Below are 26,168 nucleotides of genomic sequence, written 5' to 3'. Positions count from 1 at the left end.
ACCTCTTTGTTCGAGCCGCGGCTTAGGGCTTTTCCAAGCCAACGGGCGGCCAGTTTTCCAGCTTCATGCCCAGGGTCAGACCGCGCGCGGCCAGCACGTCCTTGATCTCGTTCAGGGACTTGCGGCCCAGGTTGGGGGTCTTGAGCAATTCGTTCTCGGTGCGCTGGATCAGATCACCGATGTAGTAGATGTTCTCGGCCTTCAGGCAGTTGGCGGAGCGCACGGTCAGTTCCAGCTCGTCCACCGGACGCAGCAGGATCGGATCGATCTGGGCACCGCTGGCGGCGCTGGGCTGCTCGGACGACAGGCTGACGCCCTTCAGGTCGGCGAACGGCATCAGCTGCTCGATCAGCAGGCGGGCGGCGCCGCGCACGGCCTCTTCCGGTTCGATCACGCCGTTGGTCTCGACCTCGAGCACCAGCTTGTCCAGGTCGGTGCGCTGCTCGACGCGGGCGCTGTCGACGCTGAAGCTGACCTTCTTCACCGGGCTGTACAGGGCATCCATCATGATCACGCCGACCGGACGGGTCTCGTCCTTGACCGTGCGCGCGGTGACCGGCACATAGCCGCGGCCCGCCTCGATCTTGACTTCCATGTCGAGCTTGCCACCCTTGGTGACATGGGCGATGACATGATCCGGGTTCAGGATCTCGACATCGTGGCCACCCTGCAGGTCGCCGGCGGTGACCACGCCCTCGCCTTCCTTCTTCACGCTCAGGGTGGCTTCGTTGCGGCTGTTCAGCTTGACCGACAGGCCCTTGAGGTTGAGCAGGATGTCGACGACGTCTTCCTGCACGCCCTCGATGGTGGAGTACTCGTGCACGACGCCGGCAATGCGGATCTCGGTCGGCGCGTAGCCCTGCATGGAAGACAGCAGGATACGGCGCAGGGCGTTGCCCAGAGTGTGACCGTAGCCACGCTCGAACGGCTCCAGCGTAACCCGCGCCTGACGCGGGGAAATGCTGTTGACCTCGACGATACGGGGTTTCAGCAACTCGCCAGTGTTCGACATATGTTTTAGACCTTTAGGCGGACGGATTACTTGGAATACAGTTCGATCACGAGGTGCTCGTTGATCGTCGGCGGCAACTCGGAGCGCTGCGGGCGCGCCTTGTAGACACCCTTCATGGCCTTGGCGTCGACCTCGACCCACTCGGGGAAGCCGCGACCCTCGGCCGCTTCCAAGGCACCCTTGATGCGCAGCTGGCCCTTCGAGCGCTCGGCCACTTCGACCACATCGCCCGGCTTGACCTGGTAGGAGGGGATGTTCACCCGCTTGCCGTTGACCAGGATGCTGTTGTGCCGCACGACCTGACGGGCCTCGGAGCGGGAGGCGGCAAAGCCCATGCGATAGGTCACGCTGTCCAGACGGGATTCCAGCAGTTGCAGCAGGTTCTCGCCGGTCACGCCGCGGCGCCGATCGGCCTCTTTGTAGGTCAGACGGAACTGGCCTTCCAGCACGTTGTAGATACGGCGAATCTTCTGCTTCTCGCGCAGCTGGGTGCCGTAGTCGGACAGACGCACCTGCTTGGCGCCATGCTGGCCGGGGGCGTGCGCGCGGCGCTCCATGGCGCACTTGTCGGTGAAGCACTTTTCGCCCTTCAGGAACAGCTTCTCGCCTTCCCGACGGCACTGACGGCATTTGGGTCCAATGTAATGAGCCACTTTGCTGTACTCCTAATTAGATCCGACGCTTTTTGGGAGGACGGCAGCCGTTGTGCGGCATCGGCGTCACATCGGAAATGCTGGTGATCTTGAAGCCAAGATTGTTCAGCGCACGGACGGAAGACTCGCGACCCGGGCCCGGACCCTTGATCCGCACTTCCAGGTTCTTGACACCGTATTCCTGGGCCAGCTTGCCGGCGGTCTCGGCGGCAACCTGAGCGGCGAACGGCGTGCTCTTGCGCGAGCCCTTGAAGCCGGCCGCACCGGAAGCACCCCAAGCCAGGGCATTGCCCTGCCGGTCGGTGATGGTGATGATGGTGTTGTTGAAGGAGGCGTGGATGTGGGCGATGCCCTCAGCCACGTTCTTCTTGACCTTTTTGCGCACTCGCGTCGCTTGAGCCTTAGCCATGTCGCTTTACCTTATTTCTTGATTTGCTGCTGCTTGCGCGGGCCCTTGCGGGTACGCGCATTGGTGCGGGTGCGCTGGCCACGCACGGGCAGGCCCTTGCGATGACGCAGACCGCGGTAGCAGCCCAGATCCATCAGACGCTTGATGTTCATGGTCACTTCACGGCGCAGGTCACCCTCGACCGTGAACTTGCCCACCAGGTCGCGCAGCTTGTCGACCTCGGCGTCAGTCAGATCCTTCATTTTGGTCGACGGCACGACGCCAGCCTCGGCACAGATGAGGCGGGCGCGGGCGCGACCAATACCATAGATCGCCGTCAGGGCGATCTCCGCATGTTTGTGGTTGGGGATGTTCACCCCGGCGATGCGGGCCATGAAAAACTCCCAGCAAAAGAAAGCTAAAAATTATAACAATTGAAGCTTGCGCAATGCAAGTCTTCAGCCCTGGCGCTGCTTGTGACGCGCCTCGCTGCAGATGACGCGCACCACACCCTTGCGGCGCACGATTTTGCATTTGCGGCAGATCTTCTTCACAGAGGCTTGAACACGCATGTTCGGCTCCTTCTAAAAACTCATTTCGCCCGGAAAACGATCCGAGCCCGGGAGAGATCGTACGGCGTCATCTCCACGGTGACCTTGTCACCCGGCAAAATCCGGATGTAGTGCATCCGCATCTTGCCGGAAATATGCCCCAACACGATGTGACCGTTTTCCAACTTCACCCGGAAGGTAGCGTTGGGAAGCATTTCCAATACTTCCCCCTGCATCTGTATTACGTCTTCTTTCGACATACCCCTCAGCGCCCGACCAAGCCGCCTTTGAAGTTGGCCTTCTTCAGCAGACTCTCATACTGGTGGGTCATGATGTAGGCCTGAACCTGGGCCATGAAGTCCATGGTCACCACCACAATAATCAGGAGCGAGGTGCCGCCAAAATAGAACGGCACATTCCAGTTCACGATCAGGAACTCAGGCAGCAGACAGACCAAGGTGATGTAGATGGCACCCACCAGGGTCAGCCGCGTCATGATCTTGTCGATATAGCGGGCGGTCTGTTCACCGGGGCGGATTCCTGGCACGAAGGCGCCGCTCTTCTTCAGGTTGTCTGCCGTCTCCCGGGGATTAAACACCAAGGCGGTATAGAAGAAGCAGAAGAACAGGATCGCCGCCGCATAAAGCAGGACATAGACCGGCTGACCGGGCGACAGCGCCGCGGCGATGTCTTTCAGCCAGTACATGCTCTCATGGCTACCAAACCAGCCGGCCAAGGTAGCCGGGAACAGGATGATGCTGGAGGCGAAAATTGGCGGAATCACGCCGGCCATATTGATCTTCAGCGGCAGGTGCGAGGTCTGTCCACCATACAGCTTGTTACCGACCTGGCGCTTGGCATAGTTAACCAGAATCTTGCGCTGACCGCGCTCGACGAAGACAACCAAGGCGGTCACCAGCAGGGCGCCGACGAACAGCATCAGCACCAGGGGGATGGAGAAGGCACCAGTGCGGGTCAGCTCAAGAGTGCCGCCGATGGCATGAGGCAGGCCCGCCGCGATACCGGCGAAGATGATGATCGAGATACCGTTGCCGATGCCGCGCTCAGTGATCTGCTCGCCCAGCCACATCAGGAACATGGTACCGGCAACCAGGGTGACCACCGCGGTCAGACGGAATTCGAGACCGGGTGCATGGACCAGACCAGCCTGACCTTCCAAGGCAATGGAGATGCCCAGGGCCTGGAAGAGGGCGAGGGCCACCGTGCCGTAGCGGGTGTACTGGGTGATCTTGCGCCGGCCCGCCTCGCCTTCCTTCTTCAGCGCTTCCAACTGCGGCGACACCACCGTCATCAACTGCATGATGATGGAAGCGGAGATGTAGGGCATGATGCCCAGGGCGAATACGGAGAAGCGCGACAGGGCGCCGCCGGAGAACATGTTGAACATGCCCAGGATGCCGCCCTGCTGGCTCTTGAACAGCTGGTCCATGACAGCGAGATCGATCCCCGGCACCGGCACGAAGGTGCCGATCCGGTAGACGATCAAGGCCCCCAGCAGAAACCAAAGGCGACGCTTAAGGTCGCCCATCTTGCTGGTCATGCCGAAGAGGTTGCCTGCCGCTGTGCTCAAGGACGCTCCCGCTTAGGCCTCGACGATGCTGCCGCCGGCCGCCTCGATGGCAGCCTTGGCGCCCTTGGTCACGCCGATGCCGACGACCTTGATCGCACGCTCGATCTTGCCCGACAGGATGATCTTCACGGTGTTGGCCATCTGGGGCACGACACCGGCCTGCTTCAGCGCCAGCAGATCGACGTTGTCGATCGGCAGCTTGTTCAGATCGGACAGGGTCACCTCGGCCTTGAACGCCCGGTTCAGCGAGATGAAGCCACGCTTGGGCAGACGACGAGCCAGCGGCATCTGGCCGCCCTCGAAACCGACCTTGTGGAAGCCGCCGGCGCGGGACTTCTGGCCCTTGTGACCGCGACCCGCAGTCTTGCCCAGACCGGAGCCGATGCCACGGCCGACACGCTTCTTGGCGTGGGTGCTGCCGACAGCGGGTTTCAGATTGTTCAGTTGCATTTAGATCACCTCGCTCTTCACCAGATAGCGCACCTGGTTGATCATCCCGCGCACGGACGGGGTGTCTTCCAGGACCACGCTCTGATTCAGCCGCTTCAGACCCAGACCACGCACGCTCTCGCGGTGGTTCTGCTTGGTACCGATCACGCTCTTGACCAGAGTCACTTTGATCTTGCCGCTCATGGCTTACTCCAGGATTTCGGCCACGGTCTTGCCGCGCTTGGCAGCAACTTCACTGGGGGTCATCATCTGGGACAGACCGTCCAGCGTGGCACGCACCACGTTGTAGGGATTGGTTGAACCGATGCACTTGGCCAGCACGTTGTGCACGCCCATCACTTCGAAGATCGCGCGCATCGGACCGCCGGCGATGATGCCGGTACCTTCGGAGGCCGGCTGGATCAGCACCTTGGAGGCGCCATGGCTGCCGACCACCGAGTGGTGGAAAGTGCCGTTCTTGAGCGGCACCTTGATCATCTTCTTGCGCGCCTCTTCCATGGCCTTCTGCACGGCGACCGGCACTTCGCGGGCCTTGCCCTTGCCCATGCCGATGCCGCCGTCGCCGTCACCGACCACGGTCAGGGTGGCGAAACTCAGAATGCGGCCGCCCTTCACCACCTTGGTGACGCGGTTGACCGCAATCATCTTTTCCTTGAGGCCGTCGCTGCGCTCGTCCTGCTGCTGTTCGACTCTAGCCATCTTAATCCTCGCTTAGAAACTCAGTCCGTGCTCGCGCGCCGCCTCGGCCAGGGCCTTGACCCGGCCATGATAGGCATTGCCGCCACGGTCGAAGGCAACGGCGCTGACGCCGGCCTGCTTGGCCTTTTCGGCGATACGCTGGCCGACCAGCTTGGCCGCCTCGACGTTGCCGCCATTCTTGATCTGGCCGCGCACGTCCTTCTCGACGGTGGAAGCGCTGGTAAGCACGCGACCGCCGGTCGGATCGATGATTTGCGCATAAATGTGGCTATTGGTGCGATGCACGCACAGACGGGCCACAGCCAGTTCTGCAATCTTGGCGCGGGTTTTGCGCGCCCTGCGCAGACGCCGGATATTCTTGTCCATTTCAAGCGCTCCAGGTTACTTCTTCTTGGTCTCTTTCAAGACCACAACTTCGTCGGCATAGCGAATGCCCTTGCCCTTGTAGGGCTCGGGGCTGCGGTAGGCGCGGACATCGGCCGCCACCTGACCGACCTTCTGCTTGTCGGCGCCCTTGATCACGATCTCGGTCTGGCTCGGGGTCTCGACCTTGATCCCCTCGGGCATCACGTGCTCGACCGGGTGGGAGAAGCCCAGGCTCAGGTTCAGCTTGTTGCCCTGGGCCTGCGCACGGTAGCCGACGCCGACCAGGGTCAGCTTGCGCTCGAAGCCCTTGGACACCCCTTGGACCATGTTGGCCAGCAGGGCGCGGGTGGTGCCGGACATGGCGTTGGCCTCGCGGCTGTCGTCGACCGCGGCGACCTGCAGCTTGCCCTCGGCCTGGCTCACCTTGACGCGACCGGTCAGCGCCTGTTTCAAAGTGCCCAGCGGGCCCTTGACGGAAATCGCGTCGGCAGCGATGGAAACCTCCACGCCGGACGGCACCGCAATCGGATTCTTAGCAACTCGAGACATCGCTTACCTCACGCCACAACGCACAGGACCTCGCCGCCCACGCCCAGAGAGCGGGCCTTGCGGTCGGTCATCACACCCTTGGAGGTGGAAACGATCGCCACACCCAAGCCGTTCATCACGCGAGGCAGGTCGCCCTGGCCTTTATAGACGCGCAGACCGGGCTTGCTGATGCGCTCGATCTTCTCGATCACCGGACGGCCGGCGTAGTACTTCAGGGCCACTTCCATCTCGGGCAGGCCGTTGCTCTCGCGCACGGCATAGTCCTCGATGTAGCCCTCGTCCTTCAGAACCTGGGCAATCGCCTTCTTCAGCTTGGAAGCCGGCATCCGGACACTGGCCTTCTCAGTCATCTGGCCGTTGCGGATGCGGGTCAGCATGTCGGCAATGGGATCACTCATACTCATATCGTCTCTCCCTTACCAGCTGGCCTTGACCACACCCGGGATCTCGCCACGCATGGCGATCTCACGGATCTTGTTACGGCACAGGCCGAACTTGCGGAACACGCCGCGCGGACGGCCGGTCAGCTGGCAGCGGTTGCGCAGCCGGATCGGGCTGGCGTTGCGCGGCAGCGCGTGGAATTTCTCACGGGCAGCCATCCGCTCCTCGTCGGAACGGCTGGCGTCGTTAATGATCGCTTTCAGCTCTGCACGCTTGGCCTCGTACTTCTTGACCATGCGGCGGCGCTTGTCTTCACGGTTGATCAACGCGGTCTTGGCCATGTCAACCTCAGCTCTTGAACGGAAATTTGAACGCAGCCAGGAGCGCGCGGGCTTCGGCGTCGGTCTTGGCCGTGGTGGTGATGGTGATGTTCATACCACGCAGGGCATCGATCTTGTCGTACTCGATCTCGGGGAACATGATCTGTTCCTTGACGCCCATGTTGTAGTTGCCACGACCATCGAAGCCCTTGCCGCCGATGCCGCGGAAGTCGCGGATCCGGGGAATGGCAATGTTGACCAGACGATCGAGGAACTCGTACATCCGGTCACGACGCAGGGTCACCTTGCAGCCGATCGGGTAGTTGTCGCGGATCTTGAAGCCGGCAATCGACTTGCGGGCCTTGGTCACCACGGGCTTCTGGCCGGCGATCTTGGTCAGGTCGCCGACGGCGAATTCCATGACCTTCTTGTCACCGACGGCCTCGCCGACGCCCATGTTCAGGGTGATCTTCTCGATCCGGGGCACTTCCATCACCGACTTGTAGCCGAACTGCTTGGTCAGCTCGGCAACCACGGTGTCCTTGTAGTAATCGTACAAACGCGCCATGGCTCAGTCCTCACGCATCCACGACTTCGCCGTTGGACTTGAAGAAGCGCACCTTGCGCCCGTCCTCCAGCGTTTTGATACCGACGCGATCACCCTTGCCGGTGGCGGTGTTGAACAGCGCCACGTTGGAGATGTCGATCGGCATGTCCTTGTCCATGAAACCACCGGTCGTGCCCTTCATGGGGTTGGGCTTCACCGCGCGCTTGACGCGATTGACGCCTTCCACGACCACATGGCTCTCCAGCACGCGCAGCACGGTGCCACGCTTGCCTTTGTCCTTGCCGGTCAGGACGATGACCTCGTCACCTTTGCGAATCTTACGCATGACCAGACTCCTTACAGAACCTCGGGCGCCAGGGAGACGATCTTCATGAACTTCTCCGTGCGCAGCTCGCGGGTGACCGGCCCGAAGATACGGGTGCCGATCGGCTCGAGCTTGTTGTTGAGCAACACGGCTGCGTTGCCGTCGAATTTGATCAAGGAGCCGTCGGGACGACGCACGCCCTTGGCCGTACGCACGACCACGGCGTTGTAGACATCGCCCTTCTTGACGCGACCGCGCGGGGCCGCATCCTTGATGCTCACCTTGATAATGTCGCCTACGCTGGCATACCGGCGCTTGGAACCACCCAGCACCTTAATGCACATCACGGTACGCGCGCCGGTGTTGTCGGCCACGTCCAGCATGGACTGCATTTGAATCATGATCTAACTCCAATCCAACTTGACCCGGCGGCGCCGAGCAGTTTTGGATCCCGAAGGGTTTTGCGCCAAGGCTCTGAGAACCAACCCACAGCCCAAGACACGGTGAAAAGTCCGCGATTCTACCTGCGGACCTTCCGGTTTGCAAGCACAAATTAAACGATGCGCGCCTTCTCGACGAGCTTGCTCACAGTCCAGGCCTTGGTCTTGGACAGCGGGCGGCACTCCTCGATCTGAACCATATCGCCCTCGCGATACTCGTTCTTCTCATCGTGGGCGTGGTACTTCTTGGACAGGCGGATCACCTTGCCGTAGAGCGGGTGCTTGACCTTGCGCTCGACCAGCACGGTGACGGTCTTGTCCATCTTGTCGCTCACGACCTTGCCGGTCAGCGTGCGAACGTTCTTGGCTTTTTCCTGCTCGGCCATCATCTACCTCTCAGTTGCCGGCCTTGAGCTTCGATTCGTGCATGATGGTGCGCACACGGGCGATATCCCGGCGCACCTTGCGAAGCTCGTGGGTTTTGTTGGTCTGCTGGGTGCCAAGCTGCATGCGCAGGCTGAACTGGGCGCGCAGCAGGTCCATGAGCTCCTTCTGCAGCTCATCCTGGCTCTTGGTTCTCAACTCGTTTGCTTTCATGATCAGCCCCCGATCTGACGGGTCACAAACATGGTGGGAATGGGCAGCTTGGCAGCGGCCAGCTTGAACGCCTCACGCGCCAGCTCCTCGCTGATGCCTTCCATCTCGTACAGCATCTTGCCCGGCTGAATCTCGGCGACGTAGTACTCGGGCGAGCCCTTGCCGTTACCCATCCGCACTTCGGCCGGCTTCTGGGAAATCGGCTTGTCCGGGAAGATGCGGATCCAGATGCGGCCGCCCCGCTTGATGTGGCGGGTCATGGCGCGACGCGCAGCCTCGATCTGACGGGCGGTAATCCGGCCACGGCCGATCGCCTTCAGGCCGAATTCGCCGAAGCTCACCTTGGCGCCGCGGGTGGCGACGCCGGTGTTACGGCCCTTCTGCTCCTTGCGGTATTTCCTTCTAGCCGGCTGCAGCATGTTTCACTCCTGACTTCTTGCCACGTTTCTCGGGCTCAGGGGCGGCGACAGGCTTCTCGCCGCGGCCCATGTTTTCGCCCTTGTAGACCCAAACCTTGATGCCGATCACGCCGTAGGTGGTATTGGCCTCGGCAAAACCGTAGTCGATGTCGGCGCGCAGGGTGTGCAGGGGCACACGACCTTCGCGGTACCACTCGGTACGGGCGATCTCGGCGCCGTTCAGACGACCGGAGCTCATGATCTTGATGCCCTGGGCGCCGAAGCGCATGGCATTCTGCATGGCCCGCTTCATCGCGCGGCGGAACATGATCCGTTTTTCCAGCTGGTTGGCAATGGAGTCGGCGATGATCTGGGCATCGGTCTCGGGCTTGCGCACCTCCTCGATGTTCAGGGTCACCGGCACGCTCATCATGGCCTGCACCTGCTTACGCAGGTTCTCGATGTCCTCGCCCTTCTTGCCGATCACCACGCCCGGGCGCGCCGAGAACAGGGTGATGCGGGCGTTCTTGGCCGGACGCTCGATCTGGATGCGGCTCAGGGAAGCATGGTTGAGCTTCTTTTTCAGGAAGTCGCGCACCTTGATGTCCTCGATCAGGGTGCCGCCGAAGCCCTTGCTGTTGGCAAACCACTTGGAGGACCAGTTGCGGGTCACGCTCAGGCGGAAGCCGGTCGGATGAATCTTCTGTCCCATGTCTATTCCTCAGTCGCCGACGGTCACGGTGATGTGACAGGTGGGCTTGGTAATCCGGTTGCCACGGCCCTTGGCACGCGCGGTGAAGCGCTTGAGCACAGGACCTTCGTCGACGAAGATCGTGGCGACCTTCAGGGTGTCGATGTCGGCGCCCTCATTGTGCTCGGCGTTGGCGATCGCCGACTCCAGAACCTTCTTGATCACGCCGGCACCCTTGTTCGGGGTGAAGGCGAGAATGCTCAGGGCCTTGTCCACGGGCTTGCCGCGGACCAAGTCAGCCACCAGGCGGGCCTTCTGGGCGGAAAGCCGAGTACCGCGCAGTACGGCAGAAACTCTCATCTTTTCGCTCCTTACTTCTTCTTGGCCTTCTTGTCGGCGGCATGACCCTTGAACGTCCGGGTCAGCGAGAATTCGCCGAGCTTGTGGCCAACCATGTTTTCCGTGACATACACGGGGATGTGCTGCTTACCGTTGTGCACGGCGATGGTCAGGCCGATAAAATCGGGCAGGACCGTCGAACGACGCGACCAGGTCTTGATCGGGCGCTTGTCACCGGCGGAGGTAGCCGCTTCCACTTTCTTCATCAGATGCCCGTCGACGAACGGGCCCTTTTTTACTGAACGAGCCATATCAACTCACCCCTTACGCTTTGTGACGGCGGCGCACGATCATATTGTCGGTACGCTTGTTGCTGCGGGTACGATAACCCTTGGTCGGCTGACCCCACGGCGACACGGGCACGCGGCCCTCGCCGGTGCGGCCCTCGCCACCACCATGCGGGTGATCGACCGGGTTCATCGCGACACCACGCACCGTCGGGCGGATACCGCGCCAGCGGATGGCGCCGGCCTTGCCGTAGGAACGCAGGTTGTTCTCTTCATTGCCGACCTCGCCGATGGTGGCGCGGCAATCAACGTGGACCTTGCGGATCTCGCCGGAACGCAGGCGCAGCTGGGCGTAGCTGCCTTCGCGGGCCAGCAGCTGGACGCTGGTGCCGGCGGCACGGGCCAACTGGGCGCCCTTACCCGGCTGCATCTCGATGCAGTGGACGGTGCTACCGACCGGGATGTTGCGCAGCGGCAGGGTGTTGCCCGGCTTGATCGGGGCCTCGGCACCGCTCACCACCTGGGCGCCGGCCTCGAGGCCGCGCGGGGCGATGATGTAGCGACGCTCGCCGTCGGCGTAGCAGAGCAGAGCAATGTGGGCACTGCGGTTCGGGTCGTATTCGATACGCTCGACCTTGGCCACGATGCCGTCCTTATCGCGCTTGAAGTCGACGATCCGGTAATGATGCTTGTGGCCACCGCCCTTGTGCCGGGTGGTGATGTGGCCGTTGTTGTTGCGGCCGGCCTTCTGCTTCTGCTTCTCCAGCAGGGCAGCGTGGGGGGCACCCTTGTGCAGGCCAGGCGTGACCACCTTGACCACGGCGCGACGGCCGTTGGAAGTCGGTTTAACTTTTACCAGAGCCATGGCTTATTCCCCTGCCACAAAATTCAGTTCCTGGCCCGGCTTCAGGCAGACATACGCCTTCTTCCAGTTGTCACGGCGACCGAAGAAGCGACCGAAGCGCTTCACCTTGCCTTTGACGTTGGCCACTTTGACATCCTTGACCTCGACCTTGAACAGCAGCTCGACCGCGGCCTTGATCTCGGGCTTGGTGGCGTCCGGCGCCACCTGGAACACGACCTGCTCGTTCTGGTCAGCCACGCGCGTGCTCTTCTCGGAGATCACCGGCGCGAGGATGACCTGCATCAGGCGCTCCTCGTTCATCTTCACGGCATTCATGCGTACATCTCCTCGAACGACTTCACCGCATCGCGGGTCAGCAGGACATGGTCGAAGCGGACCAGGCTCCAAGGATCGGCCTGGTGCGGCTCCAGCACCAGCACGTTGTGCAGGTTGCGGGAGGACAGCCACAGGTTGTCATCGATCTCGGGGGTGATGATCAGCACCCGGTTGCTCATGCCCATATCCTTGATCTTGGCGGCCATCAGCTTGGTCTTCGGCGCCTCGACGCTGAAGCCGTCGACCACTTTCAGGCGACCGTCGGCAGCCAGCTTGGACAGAATGGAGGCCATGCCGGCACGGTACATCTTGCGGTTCACCTTCTCGGTGAAGTTCTCGTCCGGGCTGTTCGGGAAGATGCGACCGCCTCCGCGCCACAGCGGGCTGGAGGTCATGCCGGCGCGGGCGCGGCCGGTACCCTTCTGGCGGAACGGCTTCTTGGTGCTGTGTTTGACCTGCTCGCGGTCCTTCTGGGCACGGGTACCCTGGCGGGCGTTGGCCAGGAAGGCCTTGACCAGCTGGTGGACCAGGGCTTCGTTGTACTCGCGGCCGAACAGGGTGTCGGCGGCCGAGACGGCGCCGGCATCGGCACCCTTGGCGTTAATCAGCTTCAATTCCATTATGCGCCCCCTTTCACGGCCGGACGCACGACGACGTCGCCACCCTTGGGACCGGGCACGGCACCCTTGACCAGCAGCAGCTGGCGCTCGCTGTCGACGCGGACCACTTCCAGGTTCTGGATGGTGCGGTTGACGGCACCCATGTGGCCGGACATGCGCTTGCCGGGGAAGATTCGGCCCGGGTCCTGCGCCTGACCGATCGAGCCGGGCACGTTGTGCGAGCGGGAGTTGCCATGGCTGGCGCGCTGGGAGGCGAAGTTATGCCGCTTGATGGTGCCGGCGAAGCCCTTACCCTGGGTCACGCCGGAGACATCGACCATCTGGCCAGCCTGGAAGATTTCGACAGTCACGCTGGCGCCCGCCTGGTACTGGCTGGCGACATCAGCGGCAACGGGGAATTCGGTCATGCCTGCCGCCGCCTCGATGCCCGCCTTGGCGAAGTGGCCCGCCATGGGCTTGGCCACGCGGTTGGGCTTGCGGCTGCCGTAAGCGAGCTGAACGGCATCGTAGCCATCCGTCGCCACGGTCTTGACTTGGCTGACGCGGTTGTTCGACATGTCCAGCACGGTCACCGGCACGGCACTGCCGTCGTCGGTGAAAATGCGGGTCATGCCGATCTTGCGACCGACAAGGCCTAGACTCATTTTTCGTTTCCTCTTAAGGCGCCGACTTCAATTGGCCGGCGGTTTCAAATTCAAGCTCACCAAGACCGCCGGCCGGGAAACGGGTTCCGGCCGGCGGAAAAGCGGGCAATGTTACTGCAGTTTGATCTCTACGTCCACACCCGCAGGCAGATCCAGCTTCATCAGGGCATCCACGGTCTTGTCCGTGGGGTCGATGATGTCCATCAGGCGCTTGTGGGTGCGCATTTCCAGCTGGTCGCGCGAGGTCTTGTTGACGTGCGGCGAACGCAGCAGGTTGAAGCGCTCGATCGAGGTGGGCAAGGGCACGGGGCCCTTGACTACGGCGCCGGTCCGCTTGGCGGTGTCCACGATTTCCATGGCCGACTGATCGATCAGCTTGTAGTCATACGCCTTCAGGCGGATGCGGATTTTCTGGCTCTGCATGATTTGCCTTCTTACTCAATAATCTTCGCCACGACGCCGGCGCCGACGGTACGACCGCCTTCGCGCACGGCAAAGCGCAGGCCTTCCTCCATCGCGATCGGCGCGATCAGGCTCACCGTGATCGACACGTTGTCGCCAGGCATCACCATCTCGGTGCCAGCCGGCAGGTCGATCGAGCCAGTCACGTCGGTCGTACGGAAGTAGAACTGCGGACGGTAGCCGTTGAAGAACGGGGTGTGACGACCACCCTCTTCCTTCGACAGCACATAGATCTCGGCGCTGAACTTGGTGTGCGGGTTGATCGAGCCCGGCTTGGCCAGCACCTGGCCACGCTCGACTTCTTCCCGCTTGGTGCCGCGCAGCAGCACGCCGACGTTGTCACCGGCCTGACCCTGGTCCAGCAGCTTGCGGAACATCTCGACCCCGGTGCAGGTGGTCTTGATCGTGGGCTTGATGCCAACGATCTCGATTTCGTCGCCGACCTTGATGATGCCGCGCTCGACACGGCCGGTCACCACGGTGCCGCGACCGGAGATGGAGAACACGTCTTCCACCGGCATCAGGAAGGTGCCGTCCACGGCACGCTCAGGAGTCGGGATGTAGCTGTCCAGGGCCTCGGCCAGACGGAAGATGGAGGGCTCGCCGATCTCGGACTGGTCGCCTTCCAGGGCCTTCAGAGCGGAACCCTTGATGATCGGGGTGTCGTCGCCAGGGAAGTCATACTTGGACAAGAGCTCGCGCACTTCCATCTCGACCAGCTCCAGGAGCTCGGCGTCGTCGACCATGTCGGCCTTGTTCATGTAGACGATGATGTAGGGCACACCCACCTGGCGGGCCAGCAGGATGTGCTCGCGGGTCTGCGGCATCGGGCCGTCGGCCGCGCTTACCACCAGGATGGCGCCGTCCATCTGGGCGGCGCCGGTGATCATGTTCTTCACGTAGTCGGCGTGACCCGGGCAGTCAACGTGGGCATAGTGACGGTTCGCCGTCTCGTACTCGACGTGGGCGGTGTTGATGGTAATACCCCGCGCCTTCTCTTCCGGGGCGGAGTCGATCTGGTCGTAACCTTTCGCCTCACCACCGTACTTCTTCGACAGAATCGTCGTGATCGCCGCCGTCAGCGTGGTCTTGCCATGGTCCACGTGACCAATCGTACCCACGTTTACGTGCGGTTTCGTCCGCTCAAATTTTTCCTTGGCCATGACTCAATAACCTCACTTCTTGTTGATGATGGCATCCGCGACGTTCTTGGGCGCCTCGGAGTAGTGTTTAAATTCCATGGTGTAGGTCGCACGGCCCTGGGTCAGCGAACGCAGCTGGGTCGAATAGCCGAACATCTCGGACAGCGGCACCTCGGCCTTGATCGCCTTGCCGCCGGGCAGGTCCTCCATGCCCTGGATCATGCCGCGACGGGAGGACAGATCGCCCATGACGTCACCCATGTAGTCCTCAGGGGTCTCGACCTCGACCGCCATCATCGGCTCAAGCAGGACCGGGTTGGCCTTGCGCATGCCTTCTTTGAAGGCCATGCTGGCGGCCATCTTGAAGGCCTGTTCGGAGGAGTCCACCTCGTGGTAGGAGCCGTCGAACAGGGTGATCTTGACGTCTTCCACCGGGAACCCGGCCAGCACGCCATTCGGCAGGGAATCCCTCAGGCCCTTGTCGACCGCGGGGATGTATTCGCGCGGCACCGAGCCGCCCTTGATGGCATCGACGAACTCGTAGCCCTTGCCGGCCTCGTTCGGCTCCATCTTGATCCAGACGTGGCCGTACTGCCCCTTGCCACCGGACTGCTTGACGAACTTGCCCTCGACCTCGACCGACTTGCGAATGGCTTCGCGGTAGGCCACCTGCGGGGCGCCGACGTTGGCTTCAACGCCGAACTCGCGCTTCATGCGGTCGACGATGATCTCCAAGTGCAGCTCGCCCATGCCGGAGATGATGGTCTGACCGGATTCCTCGTCGGTGCGAACACGGAAGGACGGGTCTTCCTGGGCCAGACGGTTCAGGGCCAGGCCCATCTTCTCCTGGTCGGCCTTGGTCTTCGGCTCGACGGCGACGTGAATCACCGGCTCGGGGAATTCCATGCGCTCAAGAATGATTGGCTTGTCCAGCGAGCTCAAGGTATCGCCGGTGATGGCCTCTTTCAGGCCCACAGCGGCGGCGATGTCGCCCGCGCGCACTTCCTTGATCTCTTCCCGGTTGTTGGCGTGCATCTGCAGGATACGCCCCAGACGCTCTTTCTTGCCCTTGACCGAGTTGTAGATGGTGTCGCCCGAGTTCACCACGCCGGAATAGACCCGGAAGAAGGTGAGCTGACCGACATAGGGGTCGGTCATGATCTTGAACGCCAATGCGGAGAACGGCTCGGCATCGTCAGCCTTGCGCTCGTCCGGCTCGCCGTTTTCTTTCTCGCCCTTGACCGGCGGAATATCGACCGGCGACGGCAGGTAGTCGACCACGGCGTCCAGCATGGCCTGGACACCCTTGTTCTTGAAGGCGGAACCGCACAGCATCGGCACGATCTCACCGGCGATGGTGCGCTGACGCAGGGCCTTCTTGATTTCCTCTTCCGGCAGATCGCCTTCCTCAAGGTATCTGTTCATCAGGTCTTCACTGGCCTCAGCAGCCACCTCGACCATCTTCTCGCGCCACTCCTTGCAGGTGTCAACCAACTCGGCCGGGATCTCGCGGTACTCGAATTTCATGCCCTGAGACGCCTCGTCCCAGTAGATCGCCTTCATCTTGACCAGGTCAACCACGCCGGCAAAATTGTCCTCGGCGCCGATCGGCACCTGCAACAGAACCGGGTTGGCCTTCAGCCGGGCGCGCATCTGATCGTAGACCTTGAAGAAATTGGCGCCGGAACGGTCCATTTTGTTGACGAAGGCCAGGCGGGGCACACCGTACTTGTTGGCCTGACGCCAGACAGTCTCGGACTGGGGCTGAACGCCACCCACCGCGCAGTAGACCATGCAAGCACCGTCGAGCACGCGCATGGAACGCTCCACCTCGATGGTGAAATCGACGTGGCCCGGGGTGTCGATGATGTTGATGCGATGCTCGGGATACTTGCCATCCATGCCGCGCCAAAAGGCGGTAGTCGCAGCGGAGGTGATGGTAATGCCACGCTCCTGCTCCTGCTCCATCCAGTCCATGGTGGCGGCGCCGTCATGCACCTCGCCGATCTTGTGCGACTTGCCGGTATAGAACAGGACGCGTTCGGTCGTGGTGGTCTTGCCGGCGTCGATGTGCGCCGAAATGCCGATGTTGCGATAGCGTTCGATGGGGGTGGTACGGGCCACTTTACTTCACCTTGTTATTAGAAACGGAAATGGCTGAAGGCCTTGTTCGCCTCGGCCATACGGTGCACTTCCTCGCGCTTCTTCATGGCGCCGCCGCGGCCCTCGGCCGCGTCGATCAGTTCGCCAGCCAGACGGGCGCCCATGGACTTTTCGCCACGCTTGCGAGCGGCCTCTTTCAGCCAGCGCATCGCCAGGGCCAGACGGCGGGCCGGGCGCACCTCGACCGGGACCTGGTAGTTGGCGCCGCCGACGCGACGGCTCTTCACCTCGACCACGGGTTTGATGTTGCCCAGGGCCTGGGAGAAGACCTCCAGGGGGTCCTTCCCGCTCTTCTTGCTGATCTGGTCGAAGGCGCCATAGACGATGCGCTCGGCGACCGACTTCTTGCCGCTGCTCATGATCACGTTCATGAACTTGGCAACCTCTTGGTTGCCGAATTTCGGATCCGGCAGGATCTCGCGCTTGGGTACTTCACGACGACGTGGCATAGCTCTCTATCCTCAATCCAGCATTAGGCCGCTTTCGGGCGCTTGGCGCCGTACTTCGAGCGAGACTGCTTCCGGTCCTTGACGCCCTGGGTATCCAGGCTGCCACGGACGATGTGGTAACGCACACCCGGTAGGTCCTTGACCCGGCCGCCCCGCACCAGCACCACCGAGTGCTCCTGCAGGTTGTGACCCTCGCCGCCGATGTAGCCGATCACCTCGAAACCGTTGGACAGACGAACCTTGGCCACTTTACGCAGCGCCGAGTTCGGCTTCTTCGGGGTGGTGGTATAGACACGGGTGCAGACGCCGCGTTTCTGCGGGCAGGCCTCCATGGCCGGTACCTTGCTCTTGTCAATCGGGGCCTTGCGCGCCTTGCGCACAAGCTGGTTAATGGTTGGCATGGGTTGCGCCTTCTCGAAAAATCAGCTCACTAAAATCCGTTTTGCCTGTACAAACGGCCCGCGAGTCGCCTCGCAGGCCGCAGCAAGAAAAAGACCGCGGATTGTATGGTCTCGGCCAAGGGCTGTCAAGCCTCCTCGCCGCCCGCACTCTCCACCGTCACTTCCTCGACTCCGGTCTCCATTTCCATGGCCTCCATCGCCGCCCGCTGCTGGCGGTTGCGGTGGTGGGCCAAGCCAGTACCGGCCGGGATCAGGCGGCCGACAATGACGTTTTCCTTGAGGCCACGCAGATCGTCCTTCTTGGCCATGATCGCCGCCTCGGTCAGCACACGGGTGGTCTCCTGGAAGGAGGCCGCCGAGATGAAGGAGTCGGTCGACAGCGAGGCCTTGGTGATACCGAGCAGCACGTCGTCATAGGTCGCCGGCTGCTTGCCCTCGGCGATCAGACGATCGTTCTCCTCCAGCAGATCGGAACGCTCGACCTGCTCACCCGGGATGAAGCGGGAATCGCCAGCATCGGCCACGGTGACCCGGCGCAGCATCTGCCGGACCACGACCTCGATATGCTTGTCGTTGATCTTCACGCCCTGCAGGCGGTAGACGTCCTGCACCTCGTTGATGATGTAGCGGGCCAGCGCCTCGACCCCCTGCAAACGCAGGATGTCGTGCGGGTCGGCCGGACCGTCGACGATGGTCTCGCCCTTCTGCACCACCTGGCCGTCGTGCACGGTGACGTGCTTGTCCTTCGGGATCAGGTATTCGTGGGCGATGCCATCCATGTCGGTCAGCACCAGGCGTTGCTTGCCCTTGGTGTCCTTGCCGAAGCTCACCGTGCCGGTGATCTCGGCCAGCATGCCGGCATCCTTCGGGCTGCGGGCCTCGAACAACTCGGCCACACGCGGCAGACCACCGGTAATGTCGCGGGTCTTCGAGGTCTCCTGCGGGATCCGCGCCAGCACGTCGCCGACATTGACCTCTTGGCCGTCCTTCACGGTGATCAGGGAGCCGACCTGGAAGCCGATGTTGACGGTGATGTCGGTGCCGGCCACCTTGACTTCCTTGCCGTCGGCACCGATCAGCTTGACCTGCGGGCGCAAGCCCTTGCTGGCTGCGCTGCCGCGGCGCTTGGCGTCGATGACGATCAGGGTGGACAGGCCGGTCACCTCGTCGATCTGCTTGGCGACGGTGACGCCTTCTTCCACGTTTTCGAACTTCACCCGGCCCGCGTACTCGGTGATGATCGGGCGGGTATGCGGGTCCCAGGTGGCCAGGGCGGTGCCGGCCTTGAGCGCAGCGCCATCCTTGACGCCGAGGGTGGCACCGTAAGGCACCTTGTGCCGTTCGCGCTCGCGCCCGTTGTCGTCGACGATCAGCACCTCGCCGTTACGGGAAATGACCACCTGCTCGCCACGGACGTTGGTCACATAGCGCATGGTCGGCGCAAAGCGCGCGGTACCGGCGGATTTACATTCGACCTGGCTGGCCGAGGCGGCACGCGAAGCGGCACCACCGATGTGGAAGGTCCGCATGGTCAGCTGGGTACCCGGCTCGCCGATCGACTGGGCGGCGATGACGCCGACCGCCTCGCCCGAGTTGACCAGGTGCCCGCGGCCGAGATCGCGGCCATAACACTTGGCACACAGGCCCCAACGGGTTTCGCAGGTCAGCGGGGTGCGGACCTTGACCTCGTCGATGCCCTGTTGCTCGATCAGGTCGACCATGGCCTCGTCGAGCAGGGTGCCGGCGTCGATCACGGTCTCGCCGGTATCCGGGCTCACCACATCGCTTGCCGCCACACGGCCGAGAATCCGCTCGCGCAGAGGCTCGATCACATCGCCGCCCTCGACCAGGGCCTTCATGAGCATGCCGTTGCCGGTACCGCAATCGTCCTCGGTGATCACCAGATCCTGGGTCACGTCGACCAGACGCCGGGTCAGGTAGCCGGAGTTCGCAGTCTTCAGCGCGGTATCGGCCAGACCCTTACGGGCGCCGTGGGTCGAGATGAAGTACTGCAGAACGTTCAGACCCTCGCGGAAGTTCGCGGTAATCGGGGTCTCGATGATGGAGCCGTCCGGCTTGGCCATCAGGCCGCGCATGCCGGCGAGCTGGCGGATCTGCGCGGCAGAGCCGCGAGCGCCGGAGTCGGCCATCATGTAGATGGAGTTGAACGACTCCTGCTTGACCTTCTCGCCCTTGGCGTTGACCACCTCTTCGTGCGACAGCTGCTCCATCATGGCCTTGGCCACCTTGTCGCCGGCCTGGCCCCAGATGTCGACCACCTTGTTGTAGCGCTCGCCCTGGGTGACCAAGCCGGAGATGTACTGCTCCTCGATCTCCTTCACCTCGGCCTCGGCCGCGGACAGGATGTCGTGCTTCTGCGGCGGCATGAGCATGTCCTGCATGCAGATGGAGATGCCGCCGCGGGCAGCCATGGAGAAGCCGGTGTACATCAGCTTGTCGGCGAAGATCACGGTCTCTTTCAGGCCGCACTTGCGGAAGCTGGAGTTGATCAGGCGCGAGATCTCCTTCTTCTTCAGCACCTTGTTCACGTGGGCGTAGGACAGACCGGGCGGCAGGATCTCGGACAACATGGCACGGCCGGCCACGGTTTCGTAGCGGCTGACCTTCTCGACCAACTGGCCATTTTCGTCATGCAGCCGCTCGCGGATGCGGACCACGACCTTGGCGTTGAGGTCGACCAGGCCGGACTGCCAGGCGCGGCGCAACTCACCGACATCGGCGAACAGCATGCCCTCGCCCTTGGCGTTGATCCGCTCGCGCGTCATGTAGTACAGGCCGAGCACGATGTCCTGCGAGGGCACGATGATCGGCTCGCCGTTGGCGGGCGACAGCACGTTGTTGGAAGCCAGCATCAGGGTGCGCGCTTCCAGCTGGGCCTCGAGCGAGAGCGGCACGTGCACTGCCATCTGGTCGCCGTCGAAGTCGGCGTTGAAGGCGGTACACACCAGGGGATGCAGCTGGATCGCCTTGCCCTCGATCAGCACCGGCTCGAAGGCCTGGATGCCGAGGCGGTGCAGGGTCGGCGCCCGGTTCAGCATGACCGGATGCTCGCGGATGACCTCTTCCAGGATGTCCCAGACCACCGGCTCCTGGGCCTCGACCATGCGCTTGGCGGCCTTGATCGTGGTGGCCAGGCCCATCACCTCCAGGCGATGGAAGATGAAGGGCTTGAACAGCTCCAGCGCCATCAGCTTGGGCAGGCCACACTGGTGCAACTTCAGGGTCGGGCCGACCACAATGACCGAACGGCCGGAGTAGTCGACGCGCTTGCCCAGCAGGTTCTGCCGGAAGCGGCCGCCCTTGCCCTTGATCATGTCGGCCAGCGACTTGAGCGGGCGCTTGTTGGCGCCGGTCATGGCCTTGCCGCGCCGGCCGTTGTCGAGCAGGGAGTCGACCGCCTCCTGCAGCATGCGCTTCTCGTTGCGCACGATGATCTCCGGCGCCTTCAGCTCCAACAAACGCTTGAGCCGGTTGTTGCGGTTGATGACCCGACGGTACAGATCGTTCAGGTCGGAGGTGGCGAAACGGCCGCCGTCCAGCGGCACCAGGGGACGCAGCTCGGGCGGCAGCACCGGCAGCACCTCCAGAATCATCCAGTCGGGGTGGATGCCGGACTTCTGGAAGGCCTCGAGCACCTTCAGGCGCTTGGCGATCTTCTTGATCTTGGTGTCGGAGCTGGTCTTGTCCAGCTCGGCACGCAGCTTCTCGATCTCGCTGTCGAGGTCGAGGTTGCGCAGCAGGTCACGGATACCCTCGGCGCCCATGTTGGCCTTGAACTCGTCGCCGTACTCTTCCAGCTTGGCCAGATAGTCGTCCTCGGTCAGCAGCTGGCCACGCTCGAGCGGGGTCATGCCCGGCTCGGTCACCACGAAGCCCTCGAAGTAGAGCACGCGCTCGATGTCGCGCAGGGTCATGTCCAGCACCATGCCCAGGCGGCTGGGCAGCGACTTCAGGAACCAGATGTGGGCGACCGGGCTGGCCAGCTCGATGTGGCCCATGCGCTCGCGGCGCACCTTGCTCTGGGTCACCTCGACGCCGCACTTCTCGCAAATCACGCCGCGGTGCTTCAGGCGCTTGTACTTGCCGCACAGGCACTCGTAGTCCTTGATCGGGCCGAAGATCTTGGCGCAGAACAGGCCATCCCGCTCCGGCTTGAAGGTGCGGTAGTTGATGGTCTCCGGCTTCTTGACCTCGCCGTAGGACCAGGAGCGGATCTTCTCCGGCGACGCCAGGCCGATCTTGATGGCGTCGAACTCCTCGTCCTGGGTCACCTGTTTGAACAGATCAAGCAGTGCTTTCATCGTGCAATACCCCCGTTAGGGTTAAATCGTGTGCAGAAACGTGCCTTGCGGCGCTCTTCTTGCCAAATCAATAACGCTCGAGATCGATGTCGATCGCCAGGGAGCGGATTTCCTTCACCAGCACGTTGAAGGATTCCGGCATGCCGGCATCGATCTTGTGCTCGCCCTTGACGATGTTCTCGTAGACCTTGGTCCGGCCCGAGACGTCGTCCGACTTGACCGTCAGCATCTCCTGCAGCGTGTAGGAGGCGCCGTAGGCTTCCAGCGCCCAGACTTCCATCTCGCCGAAGCGCTGGCCGCCGAACTGGGCCTTGCCGCCCAGCGGCTGCTGGGTGACCAGGGAGTATGGGCCGGTCGAGCGGGCATGCATCTTGTCGTCGACCAGGTGGTGCAGCTTGAGCATGTGCATGATGCCCACGGTCACCGGGCGGTCGAACATCTCGCCGGAGCGGCCGTCGTACAGGCGGACCTGGGTCTTGGCCGGAGTGAAGCCCACCTTCCTGGTGTGCTCCGCATCGTCCGGATAGGCCAGGTCGAGCATAGCCTTGATCTCGCTCTCGTGCGCGCCGTCGAACACCGGCGAGGCGAAGGGCACGCCACGGCTCAGGTTCTCGGCCAGCTCCTTGACCTCGTCGTCGGTCAGGCTGGCGATGTCCTCTTTCTTGCCGGAAGTGTTGTAGATCTTGTCCAGCAGCTTGCGTAGATCGGCGATCTTGGCCTGCTGCTGCAGCATCTCGCCAATGCGCAGGCCTAGGCCGCGCGAGGCCCAGCCCAGATGGGTTTCCAGAATCTGGCCGACGTTCATCCGCGACGGCACGCCCAAGGGGTTCAACACGATGTCGACCGGGGTGCCGTCGGCCATGAACGGCATGTCCTCGACCGGAACGATCTTCGACACCACGCCCTTGTTACCGTGGCGGCCGGCCATCTTATCGCCGGGCTGCAGGCGGCGCTTGACCGCCAGGTAGACCTTGACCATCTTGATCACGCCGGGCGACAGCTCATCGCCGGAGGTCAATTTCTTCTTCTTGATCTCCAGCATGCGGTCGAACTCTTCGCGCACCTTGGCCAGCGACTCCTTGACGCCTTCCATCTGGCGGGCAACATCCTCGTTGGACAAGCGGATGTCGAACCAGTCGTGCGGGTTCAGGCTGTCCAGGTAGTCATTGGTGACCTTGGCGCCCTTGGCCAGCTTCTTCGGGCCGCCCTTGGCCTCCTTGTTCAGGATCAGCTTGCGCAGGCGGGCGAAGGCGTCGTGCTCGACGATGCGCATCTGGTCGGCCAGGTCCTTCTGGTACTTGCGCAGATGGTCGTCGATGATCTGGTTGGCGCGGGAATCGCGCTCGATGCCTTCCCGGGTGAAGACCTGGACGTCGATCACGGTGCCGCTCATGCCGGTCGGCACGCGCAGGCTGGTGTCCTTCACGTCGGAGGCCTTCTCGCCGAAGATGGCGCGCAGGAGCTTCTCTTCCGGGGTCAGCTGGGTCTCGCCCTTCGGGGTGACCTTGCCGACCAGCACGTCGCCGGCCTCGACCTCGGCACCGATGTGCACGATGCCGGCCTCGTCCAGGCGGCCCAACTGCTGCGGCGCCAAGTTGGAGATATCCTTGGTGATCTCTTCCGGGCCCAGCTTGGTGTCACGGGCGACGACCGACAGCTCCTCGATGTGGATCGAGGTGTAGCGGTCCTCGGCCACGACGCGCTCGGAGATCAGGATCGAGTCCTCGAAGTTGTAACCGTTCCAGGGCATGAAGGCGACCAGCATGTTCTGGCCCAGCGCCAGTTCGCCCTTGTCGGTCGAGGCGCCGTCGGCGACCACGTCGCCTCGGGCCAGCTTGTCGCCCACCTTCACCAGCGGCCGCTGGTTGATATTGGTGTTCTGGTTGGAACGCTGGTACTTGGTCAGGGTGTAGATGTCGACACCGACCTCGCCCGGGGCAGTCTCGTCGTCGTTGACGCGGACCACGATCCGGCTGGCGTCGACATAGTCGACCACGCCGCCGCGGCGGGCGGTGACCACGGTGCCGGAGTCGACCGCGGCGGTGCGCTCGATGCCGGTGCCGACCAGCGGCTTGTCCGGACGCAGGCAGGGCACGGCCTGACGCTGCATGTTCGAACCCATCAGGGCGCGGTTGGCGTCGTCATGCTCGAGGAAGGGGATCAGCGAGGCGGCCACCGAGACGATCTGCGATGGGGCGATGTCCATGTACTGGATCTTGTCCGCGGTCGACAGGGCGAATTCGTTGTGGTGACGGGCCGAGATCAGATCGTCGGTGAAGCGGCCCTTGGCGTCGAGCGCCGAGTTGGCCTGGGCGATGACGTACTGGCCTTCCTCGATCGCCGACAGGTAATCGATCTGGTCGGTCACCTTGCCGTCCACCACCTTGCGATACGGGGTCTCGATGAAGCCGTACTCGTTGGTCCGGGCGTACAGGGCCAGGGAGTTGATCAGACCGATGTTCGGACCTTCCGGGGTCTCGATCGGGCAGACCCGGCCGTAGTGGGTCGGATGCACGTCGCGCACCTCGAAGCCGGCGCGCTCGCGGGTCAGGCCGCCCGGACCGAGGGCGGAAATCCGCCGCTTGTGCGTGATCTCGGACAGCGGGTTGGTCTGGTCCATGAACTGCGACAGTTGGGAGGAGCCGAAGAACTCCTTGATCGCGGCCGAGATCGGCTTGGCGTTGATCAGGTCGTGCGGCATCAGGTTCTCGCTCTCGGCCTGGTTCAGGCGCTCCTTGACCGCGCGCTCGACGCGGACCAGGCCGGCGCGGAACTGGTTCTCGGCCAGTTCGCCGACCGAGCGCACCCGACGGTTGCCCAGGTGGTCGATGTCGTCGACCTCGCCGCGGCCATTGCGCAGTTCGACCAGGATCTTGATCACCGCGACGATATCCTCGCGGGTCAGGGTACCGGCACCGGTCAGCTCATCGACGCCGATGCGGCGGTTGAACTTCATGCGGCCGACCTTGGACAGGTCGTACGACTCTTCACTGAAGAACAGGCGCTGGAACAGGGCCTCGACCGCATCCTCGGTCGGCGGCTCGCCCGGACGCATCATGCGGTAGATGGCGACGCGCGCGGTCCACTGGTCCACCGTCTCGTCGCTGCGCAGGGTCTGCGAAATGTAAGCGCCGTGATCCAGCTCGTTGGTATACAGGGTCTCGAACTTGGCGATGCCGGCGGCCTGCAGCTTATCCAGCAGGGCCTCGGTGATCTCGTCGTTGGCGCGGGCGATGACCTCGCCGGTCTCCTTGTCGACGATGTTGGCCGCCACGATCCGGCCGAGCATGAACTCGCCGTCGACCGTCAGCTTCTTGACACCGGCGGCCTCCATGTCGCGGATGTGCTTGGCAGTGATCCGCTTGTCCTTGGCGACGATGACCTTGCCATCCTTGCCGACGATGTCGAAACGGGCGGTCTCGCCCTTCAGGCGCTCAGGCTTGATCTCGTACTCGATGCCCTTCTTGGTCAGATGGAAGGTCTCGAACTCGAAGAACATGGCCAGGATCTCTTCGGCGCTGTAGCCCAGGGCCTTGAGCAGGACGGTGACCGGCATCTTGCGCCGACGATCGACCCGGAAGAAGACGAAGTCCTTGGGATCGAACTCGAAATCGAGCCAGGAGCCGCGGTAGGGGATGATCCGGGCCGAGAACAAGAGCTTGCCCGAGCTGTGGGTCTTGCCGCGGTCGTGTTCGAAGAAGACGCCGGGCGAGCGGTGCAGCTGGGAGACGATGACGCGCTCGGTGCCGTTGATGATGAAGGAACCGGTCGGAGTCATGAGCGGAATCTCGCCCATATAGACCTCCTGCTCCTTCACTTCCTTGATCTTCTCCTTGGTGCTCTCGCGGTCGAGGATGACCAGGCGCACCTTGGCCCGCAGGCTGGCGGCGAAGGTCAGGCCGCGCTGCTGGCACTCGACGATGTCGAACACCGGCTGGCCCAGGGTGTAGCTGACGTATTCCAGGCGGGCACCGCCGTTGTGGCTGGTGATCGGGAAGATGGACTTGAACGCCGCCTGCAGGCCGACATCCTTGCGCTGATCGGCAGGGGTATGCTCCTGGAGGAACTCGTAGAAGGACTCAAGCTGGGTGGTCAGCAGGTAGGGCACCGGCAAGACGCTGACGCGCTTGGCGAAGTTCTTGCGGATGCGTTTTTTCTCGGCGAATGTGTAGCTCATGGCGACCCCTTATCAGGAGAAGGA

34 protein-coding genes are annotated in these 26,168 nt (G+C 62.8%); all 34 read right to left on the bottom strand.

Annotated elements, in window-relative coordinates:
• Nucleotides 1-22 precede the first annotated feature (22 nt).
• Nucleotides 23-1,012 carry a DNA-directed RNA polymerase subunit alpha gene (locus EL388_RS02425; protein WP_126459063.1) on the bottom strand — a complete coding sequence of 330 codons (990 nt, stop codon included), beginning with the start codon at nt 1,010-1,012 and terminating at the stop codon, nt 23-25.
• A gap of 26 nt (nt 1,013-1,038) precedes the next feature.
• The gene (gene rpsD, locus EL388_RS02420; protein ID WP_126459060.1) at nt 1,039-1,665 is read right to left on the bottom strand and encodes a 30S ribosomal protein S4; all 627 of its coding nucleotides are present in this window, start codon (nt 1,663-1,665) and stop codon (nt 1,039-1,041) included.
• A gap of 16 nt (nt 1,666-1,681) precedes the next feature.
• On the bottom strand, nt 1,682-2,074 hold the full coding sequence (rpsK, locus tag EL388_RS02415) for a 30S ribosomal protein S11 (RefSeq protein ID WP_126459057.1): 393 nt from the start codon (nt 2,072-2,074) through the stop codon (nt 1,682-1,684).
• A gap of 11 nt (nt 2,075-2,085) precedes the next feature.
• Nucleotides 2,086-2,448 carry a 30S ribosomal protein S13 gene (rpsM, locus tag EL388_RS02410; RefSeq protein ID WP_126459054.1) on the bottom strand — a complete coding sequence of 121 codons (363 nt, stop codon included), beginning with the start codon at nt 2,446-2,448 and terminating at the stop codon, nt 2,086-2,088.
• Nucleotides 2,449-2,511: 63 nt separating this feature from the next.
• On the bottom strand, nt 2,512-2,625 hold the full coding sequence (gene rpmJ, locus EL388_RS02405; protein ID WP_126459051.1) for a 50S ribosomal protein L36: 114 nt from the start codon (nt 2,623-2,625) through the stop codon (nt 2,512-2,514).
• 20 nt (nt 2,626-2,645) lie between these two features.
• A complete protein-coding gene (gene infA, locus EL388_RS02400) occupies nt 2,646-2,864 on the bottom strand; it encodes a translation initiation factor IF-1 (protein WP_126459044.1) in 219 nt (72 codons plus the stop codon).
• 5 nt (nt 2,865-2,869) lie between these two features.
• Nucleotides 2,870-4,165 (bottom strand): preprotein translocase subunit SecY, encoded by a 1,296-nt coding sequence (secY, locus tag EL388_RS02395; RefSeq protein WP_126463977.1) that lies wholly within the window; start codon nt 4,163-4,165, stop codon nt 2,870-2,872.
• 42 nt (nt 4,166-4,207) lie between these two features.
• Nucleotides 4,208-4,645: a 50S ribosomal protein L15 gene (gene rplO / locus EL388_RS02390; protein WP_126459042.1), complete on the bottom strand. Its 438-nt coding sequence runs from the start codon at nt 4,643-4,645 to the stop codon at nt 4,208-4,210.
• Complete coding sequence (rpmD, locus tag EL388_RS02385; RefSeq protein ID WP_126459039.1) at nt 4,646-4,828, bottom strand: 50S ribosomal protein L30; 183 nt, start codon at nt 4,826-4,828, stop codon at nt 4,646-4,648.
• A gap of 3 nt (nt 4,829-4,831) precedes the next feature.
• On the bottom strand, nt 4,832-5,344 hold the full coding sequence (gene rpsE, locus EL388_RS02380; protein ID WP_126459037.1) for a 30S ribosomal protein S5: 513 nt from the start codon (nt 5,342-5,344) through the stop codon (nt 4,832-4,834).
• Nucleotides 5,345-5,356: 12 nt separating this feature from the next.
• Complete coding sequence (gene rplR, locus EL388_RS02375; RefSeq protein ID WP_126459034.1) at nt 5,357-5,710, bottom strand: 50S ribosomal protein L18; 354 nt, start codon at nt 5,708-5,710, stop codon at nt 5,357-5,359.
• Between the two features lie 15 nt (nt 5,711-5,725).
• A complete protein-coding gene (gene rplF, locus EL388_RS02370) occupies nt 5,726-6,259 on the bottom strand; it encodes a 50S ribosomal protein L6 (RefSeq protein WP_126459031.1) in 534 nt (177 codons plus the stop codon).
• A gap of 8 nt (nt 6,260-6,267) precedes the next feature.
• Nucleotides 6,268-6,663 (bottom strand): 30S ribosomal protein S8, encoded by a 396-nt coding sequence (rpsH, locus tag EL388_RS02365; protein WP_126459028.1) that lies wholly within the window; start codon nt 6,661-6,663, stop codon nt 6,268-6,270.
• Between the two features lie 12 nt (nt 6,664-6,675).
• The gene (rpsN, locus tag EL388_RS02360) at nt 6,676-6,981 is read right to left on the bottom strand and encodes a 30S ribosomal protein S14 (protein WP_126459025.1); all 306 of its coding nucleotides are present in this window, start codon (nt 6,979-6,981) and stop codon (nt 6,676-6,678) included.
• Nucleotides 6,982-6,988: 7 nt separating this feature from the next.
• Nucleotides 6,989-7,528 carry a 50S ribosomal protein L5 gene (rplE, locus tag EL388_RS02355; protein WP_126459022.1) on the bottom strand — a complete coding sequence of 180 codons (540 nt, stop codon included), beginning with the start codon at nt 7,526-7,528 and terminating at the stop codon, nt 6,989-6,991.
• Nucleotides 7,529-7,538: 10 nt separating this feature from the next.
• A complete protein-coding gene (gene rplX / locus EL388_RS02350) occupies nt 7,539-7,853 on the bottom strand; it encodes a 50S ribosomal protein L24 (RefSeq protein ID WP_126459019.1) in 315 nt (104 codons plus the stop codon).
• An 11-nt stretch (nt 7,854-7,864) separates the two neighbouring features.
• On the bottom strand, nt 7,865-8,233 hold the full coding sequence (gene rplN / locus EL388_RS02345) for a 50S ribosomal protein L14 (RefSeq protein ID WP_126459016.1): 369 nt from the start codon (nt 8,231-8,233) through the stop codon (nt 7,865-7,867).
• A 152-nt stretch (nt 8,234-8,385) separates the two neighbouring features.
• On the bottom strand, nt 8,386-8,658 hold the full coding sequence (gene rpsQ, locus EL388_RS02340; RefSeq protein ID WP_126463976.1) for a 30S ribosomal protein S17: 273 nt from the start codon (nt 8,656-8,658) through the stop codon (nt 8,386-8,388).
• A gap of 10 nt (nt 8,659-8,668) precedes the next feature.
• Nucleotides 8,669-8,869 (bottom strand): 50S ribosomal protein L29, encoded by a 201-nt coding sequence (gene rpmC, locus EL388_RS02335; RefSeq protein ID WP_126459013.1) that lies wholly within the window; start codon nt 8,867-8,869, stop codon nt 8,669-8,671.
• A 2-nt stretch (nt 8,870-8,871) separates the two neighbouring features.
• Nucleotides 8,872-9,288 carry a 50S ribosomal protein L16 gene (gene rplP / locus EL388_RS02330; protein ID WP_126459010.1) on the bottom strand — a complete coding sequence of 139 codons (417 nt, stop codon included), beginning with the start codon at nt 9,286-9,288 and terminating at the stop codon, nt 8,872-8,874.
• Complete coding sequence (gene rpsC, locus EL388_RS02325) at nt 9,272-9,979, bottom strand: 30S ribosomal protein S3 (protein ID WP_126459007.1); 708 nt, start codon at nt 9,977-9,979, stop codon at nt 9,272-9,274. Before rpsC ends, rplP begins: the two co-directional genes overlap by 17 nt.
• Nucleotides 9,980-9,988: 9 nt before the next feature.
• Nucleotides 9,989-10,318 carry a 50S ribosomal protein L22 gene (rplV, locus tag EL388_RS02320; RefSeq protein WP_126459005.1) on the bottom strand — a complete coding sequence of 110 codons (330 nt, stop codon included), beginning with the start codon at nt 10,316-10,318 and terminating at the stop codon, nt 9,989-9,991.
• 11 nt (nt 10,319-10,329) lie between these two features.
• Entirely contained in the window at nt 10,330-10,608 is a 279-nt protein-coding gene (rpsS, locus tag EL388_RS02315) for a 30S ribosomal protein S19 (RefSeq protein WP_126459002.1), read from the bottom strand.
• Nucleotides 10,609-10,621: 13 nt separating this feature from the next.
• Nucleotides 10,622-11,449 carry a 50S ribosomal protein L2 gene (gene rplB / locus EL388_RS02310; RefSeq protein ID WP_126458999.1) on the bottom strand — a complete coding sequence of 276 codons (828 nt, stop codon included), beginning with the start codon at nt 11,447-11,449 and terminating at the stop codon, nt 10,622-10,624.
• A gap of 3 nt (nt 11,450-11,452) precedes the next feature.
• Nucleotides 11,453-11,764 carry a 50S ribosomal protein L23 gene (rplW, locus tag EL388_RS02305; protein ID WP_126458996.1) on the bottom strand — a complete coding sequence of 104 codons (312 nt, stop codon included), beginning with the start codon at nt 11,762-11,764 and terminating at the stop codon, nt 11,453-11,455.
• Nucleotides 11,761-12,384: a 50S ribosomal protein L4 gene (rplD, locus tag EL388_RS02300; RefSeq protein WP_126458993.1), complete on the bottom strand. Its 624-nt coding sequence runs from the start codon at nt 12,382-12,384 to the stop codon at nt 11,761-11,763. The genes rplW and rplD overlap by 4 nt, the downstream gene beginning before the upstream one ends.
• Entirely contained in the window at nt 12,384-13,028 is a 645-nt protein-coding gene (gene rplC, locus EL388_RS02295) for a 50S ribosomal protein L3 (protein ID WP_126458990.1), read from the bottom strand. Before rplC ends, rplD begins: the two co-directional genes overlap by 1 nt.
• A gap of 111 nt (nt 13,029-13,139) precedes the next feature.
• A complete protein-coding gene (gene rpsJ / locus EL388_RS02290; RefSeq protein ID WP_126458987.1) occupies nt 13,140-13,451 on the bottom strand; it encodes a 30S ribosomal protein S10 in 312 nt (103 codons plus the stop codon).
• Nucleotides 13,452-13,462: 11 nt separating this feature from the next.
• Complete coding sequence (tuf, locus tag EL388_RS02285) at nt 13,463-14,653, bottom strand: elongation factor Tu (RefSeq protein ID WP_126458950.1); 1,191 nt, start codon at nt 14,651-14,653, stop codon at nt 13,463-13,465.
• 12 nt (nt 14,654-14,665) lie between these two features.
• The gene (fusA, locus tag EL388_RS02280) at nt 14,666-16,756 is read right to left on the bottom strand and encodes an elongation factor G (protein WP_126458983.1); all 2,091 of its coding nucleotides are present in this window, start codon (nt 16,754-16,756) and stop codon (nt 14,666-14,668) included.
• A gap of 17 nt (nt 16,757-16,773) precedes the next feature.
• Nucleotides 16,774-17,244: a 30S ribosomal protein S7 gene (gene rpsG / locus EL388_RS02275; protein WP_126458980.1), complete on the bottom strand. Its 471-nt coding sequence runs from the start codon at nt 17,242-17,244 to the stop codon at nt 16,774-16,776.
• A 23-nt stretch (nt 17,245-17,267) separates the two neighbouring features.
• A complete protein-coding gene (rpsL, locus tag EL388_RS02270) occupies nt 17,268-17,645 on the bottom strand; it encodes a 30S ribosomal protein S12 (RefSeq protein ID WP_126458978.1) in 378 nt (125 codons plus the stop codon).
• 125 nt (nt 17,646-17,770) lie between these two features.
• On the bottom strand, nt 17,771-21,967 hold the full coding sequence (rpoC, locus tag EL388_RS02265) for a DNA-directed RNA polymerase subunit beta' (RefSeq protein ID WP_126458975.1): 4,197 nt from the start codon (nt 21,965-21,967) through the stop codon (nt 17,771-17,773).
• A gap of 67 nt (nt 21,968-22,034) precedes the next feature.
• Nucleotides 22,035-26,144, bottom strand: coding sequence for a DNA-directed RNA polymerase subunit beta (gene rpoB / locus EL388_RS02260; protein ID WP_126458972.1), 4,110 nt, complete (start codon nt 26,142-26,144; stop codon nt 22,035-22,037).
• Nucleotides 26,145-26,168: the final 24 nt, after the last annotated feature.

Origin of the sequence: Sulfuritortus calidifontis (assembly GCF_003967275.1) — a bacterium.
Lineage (GTDB): Bacteria > Pseudomonadota > Gammaproteobacteria > Burkholderiales > Thiobacillaceae > Sulfuritortus > Sulfuritortus calidifontis.
Note: the sequence above shows the minus strand (reverse complement) of the source record. Positions and strands in the feature narration are given on the sequence as shown.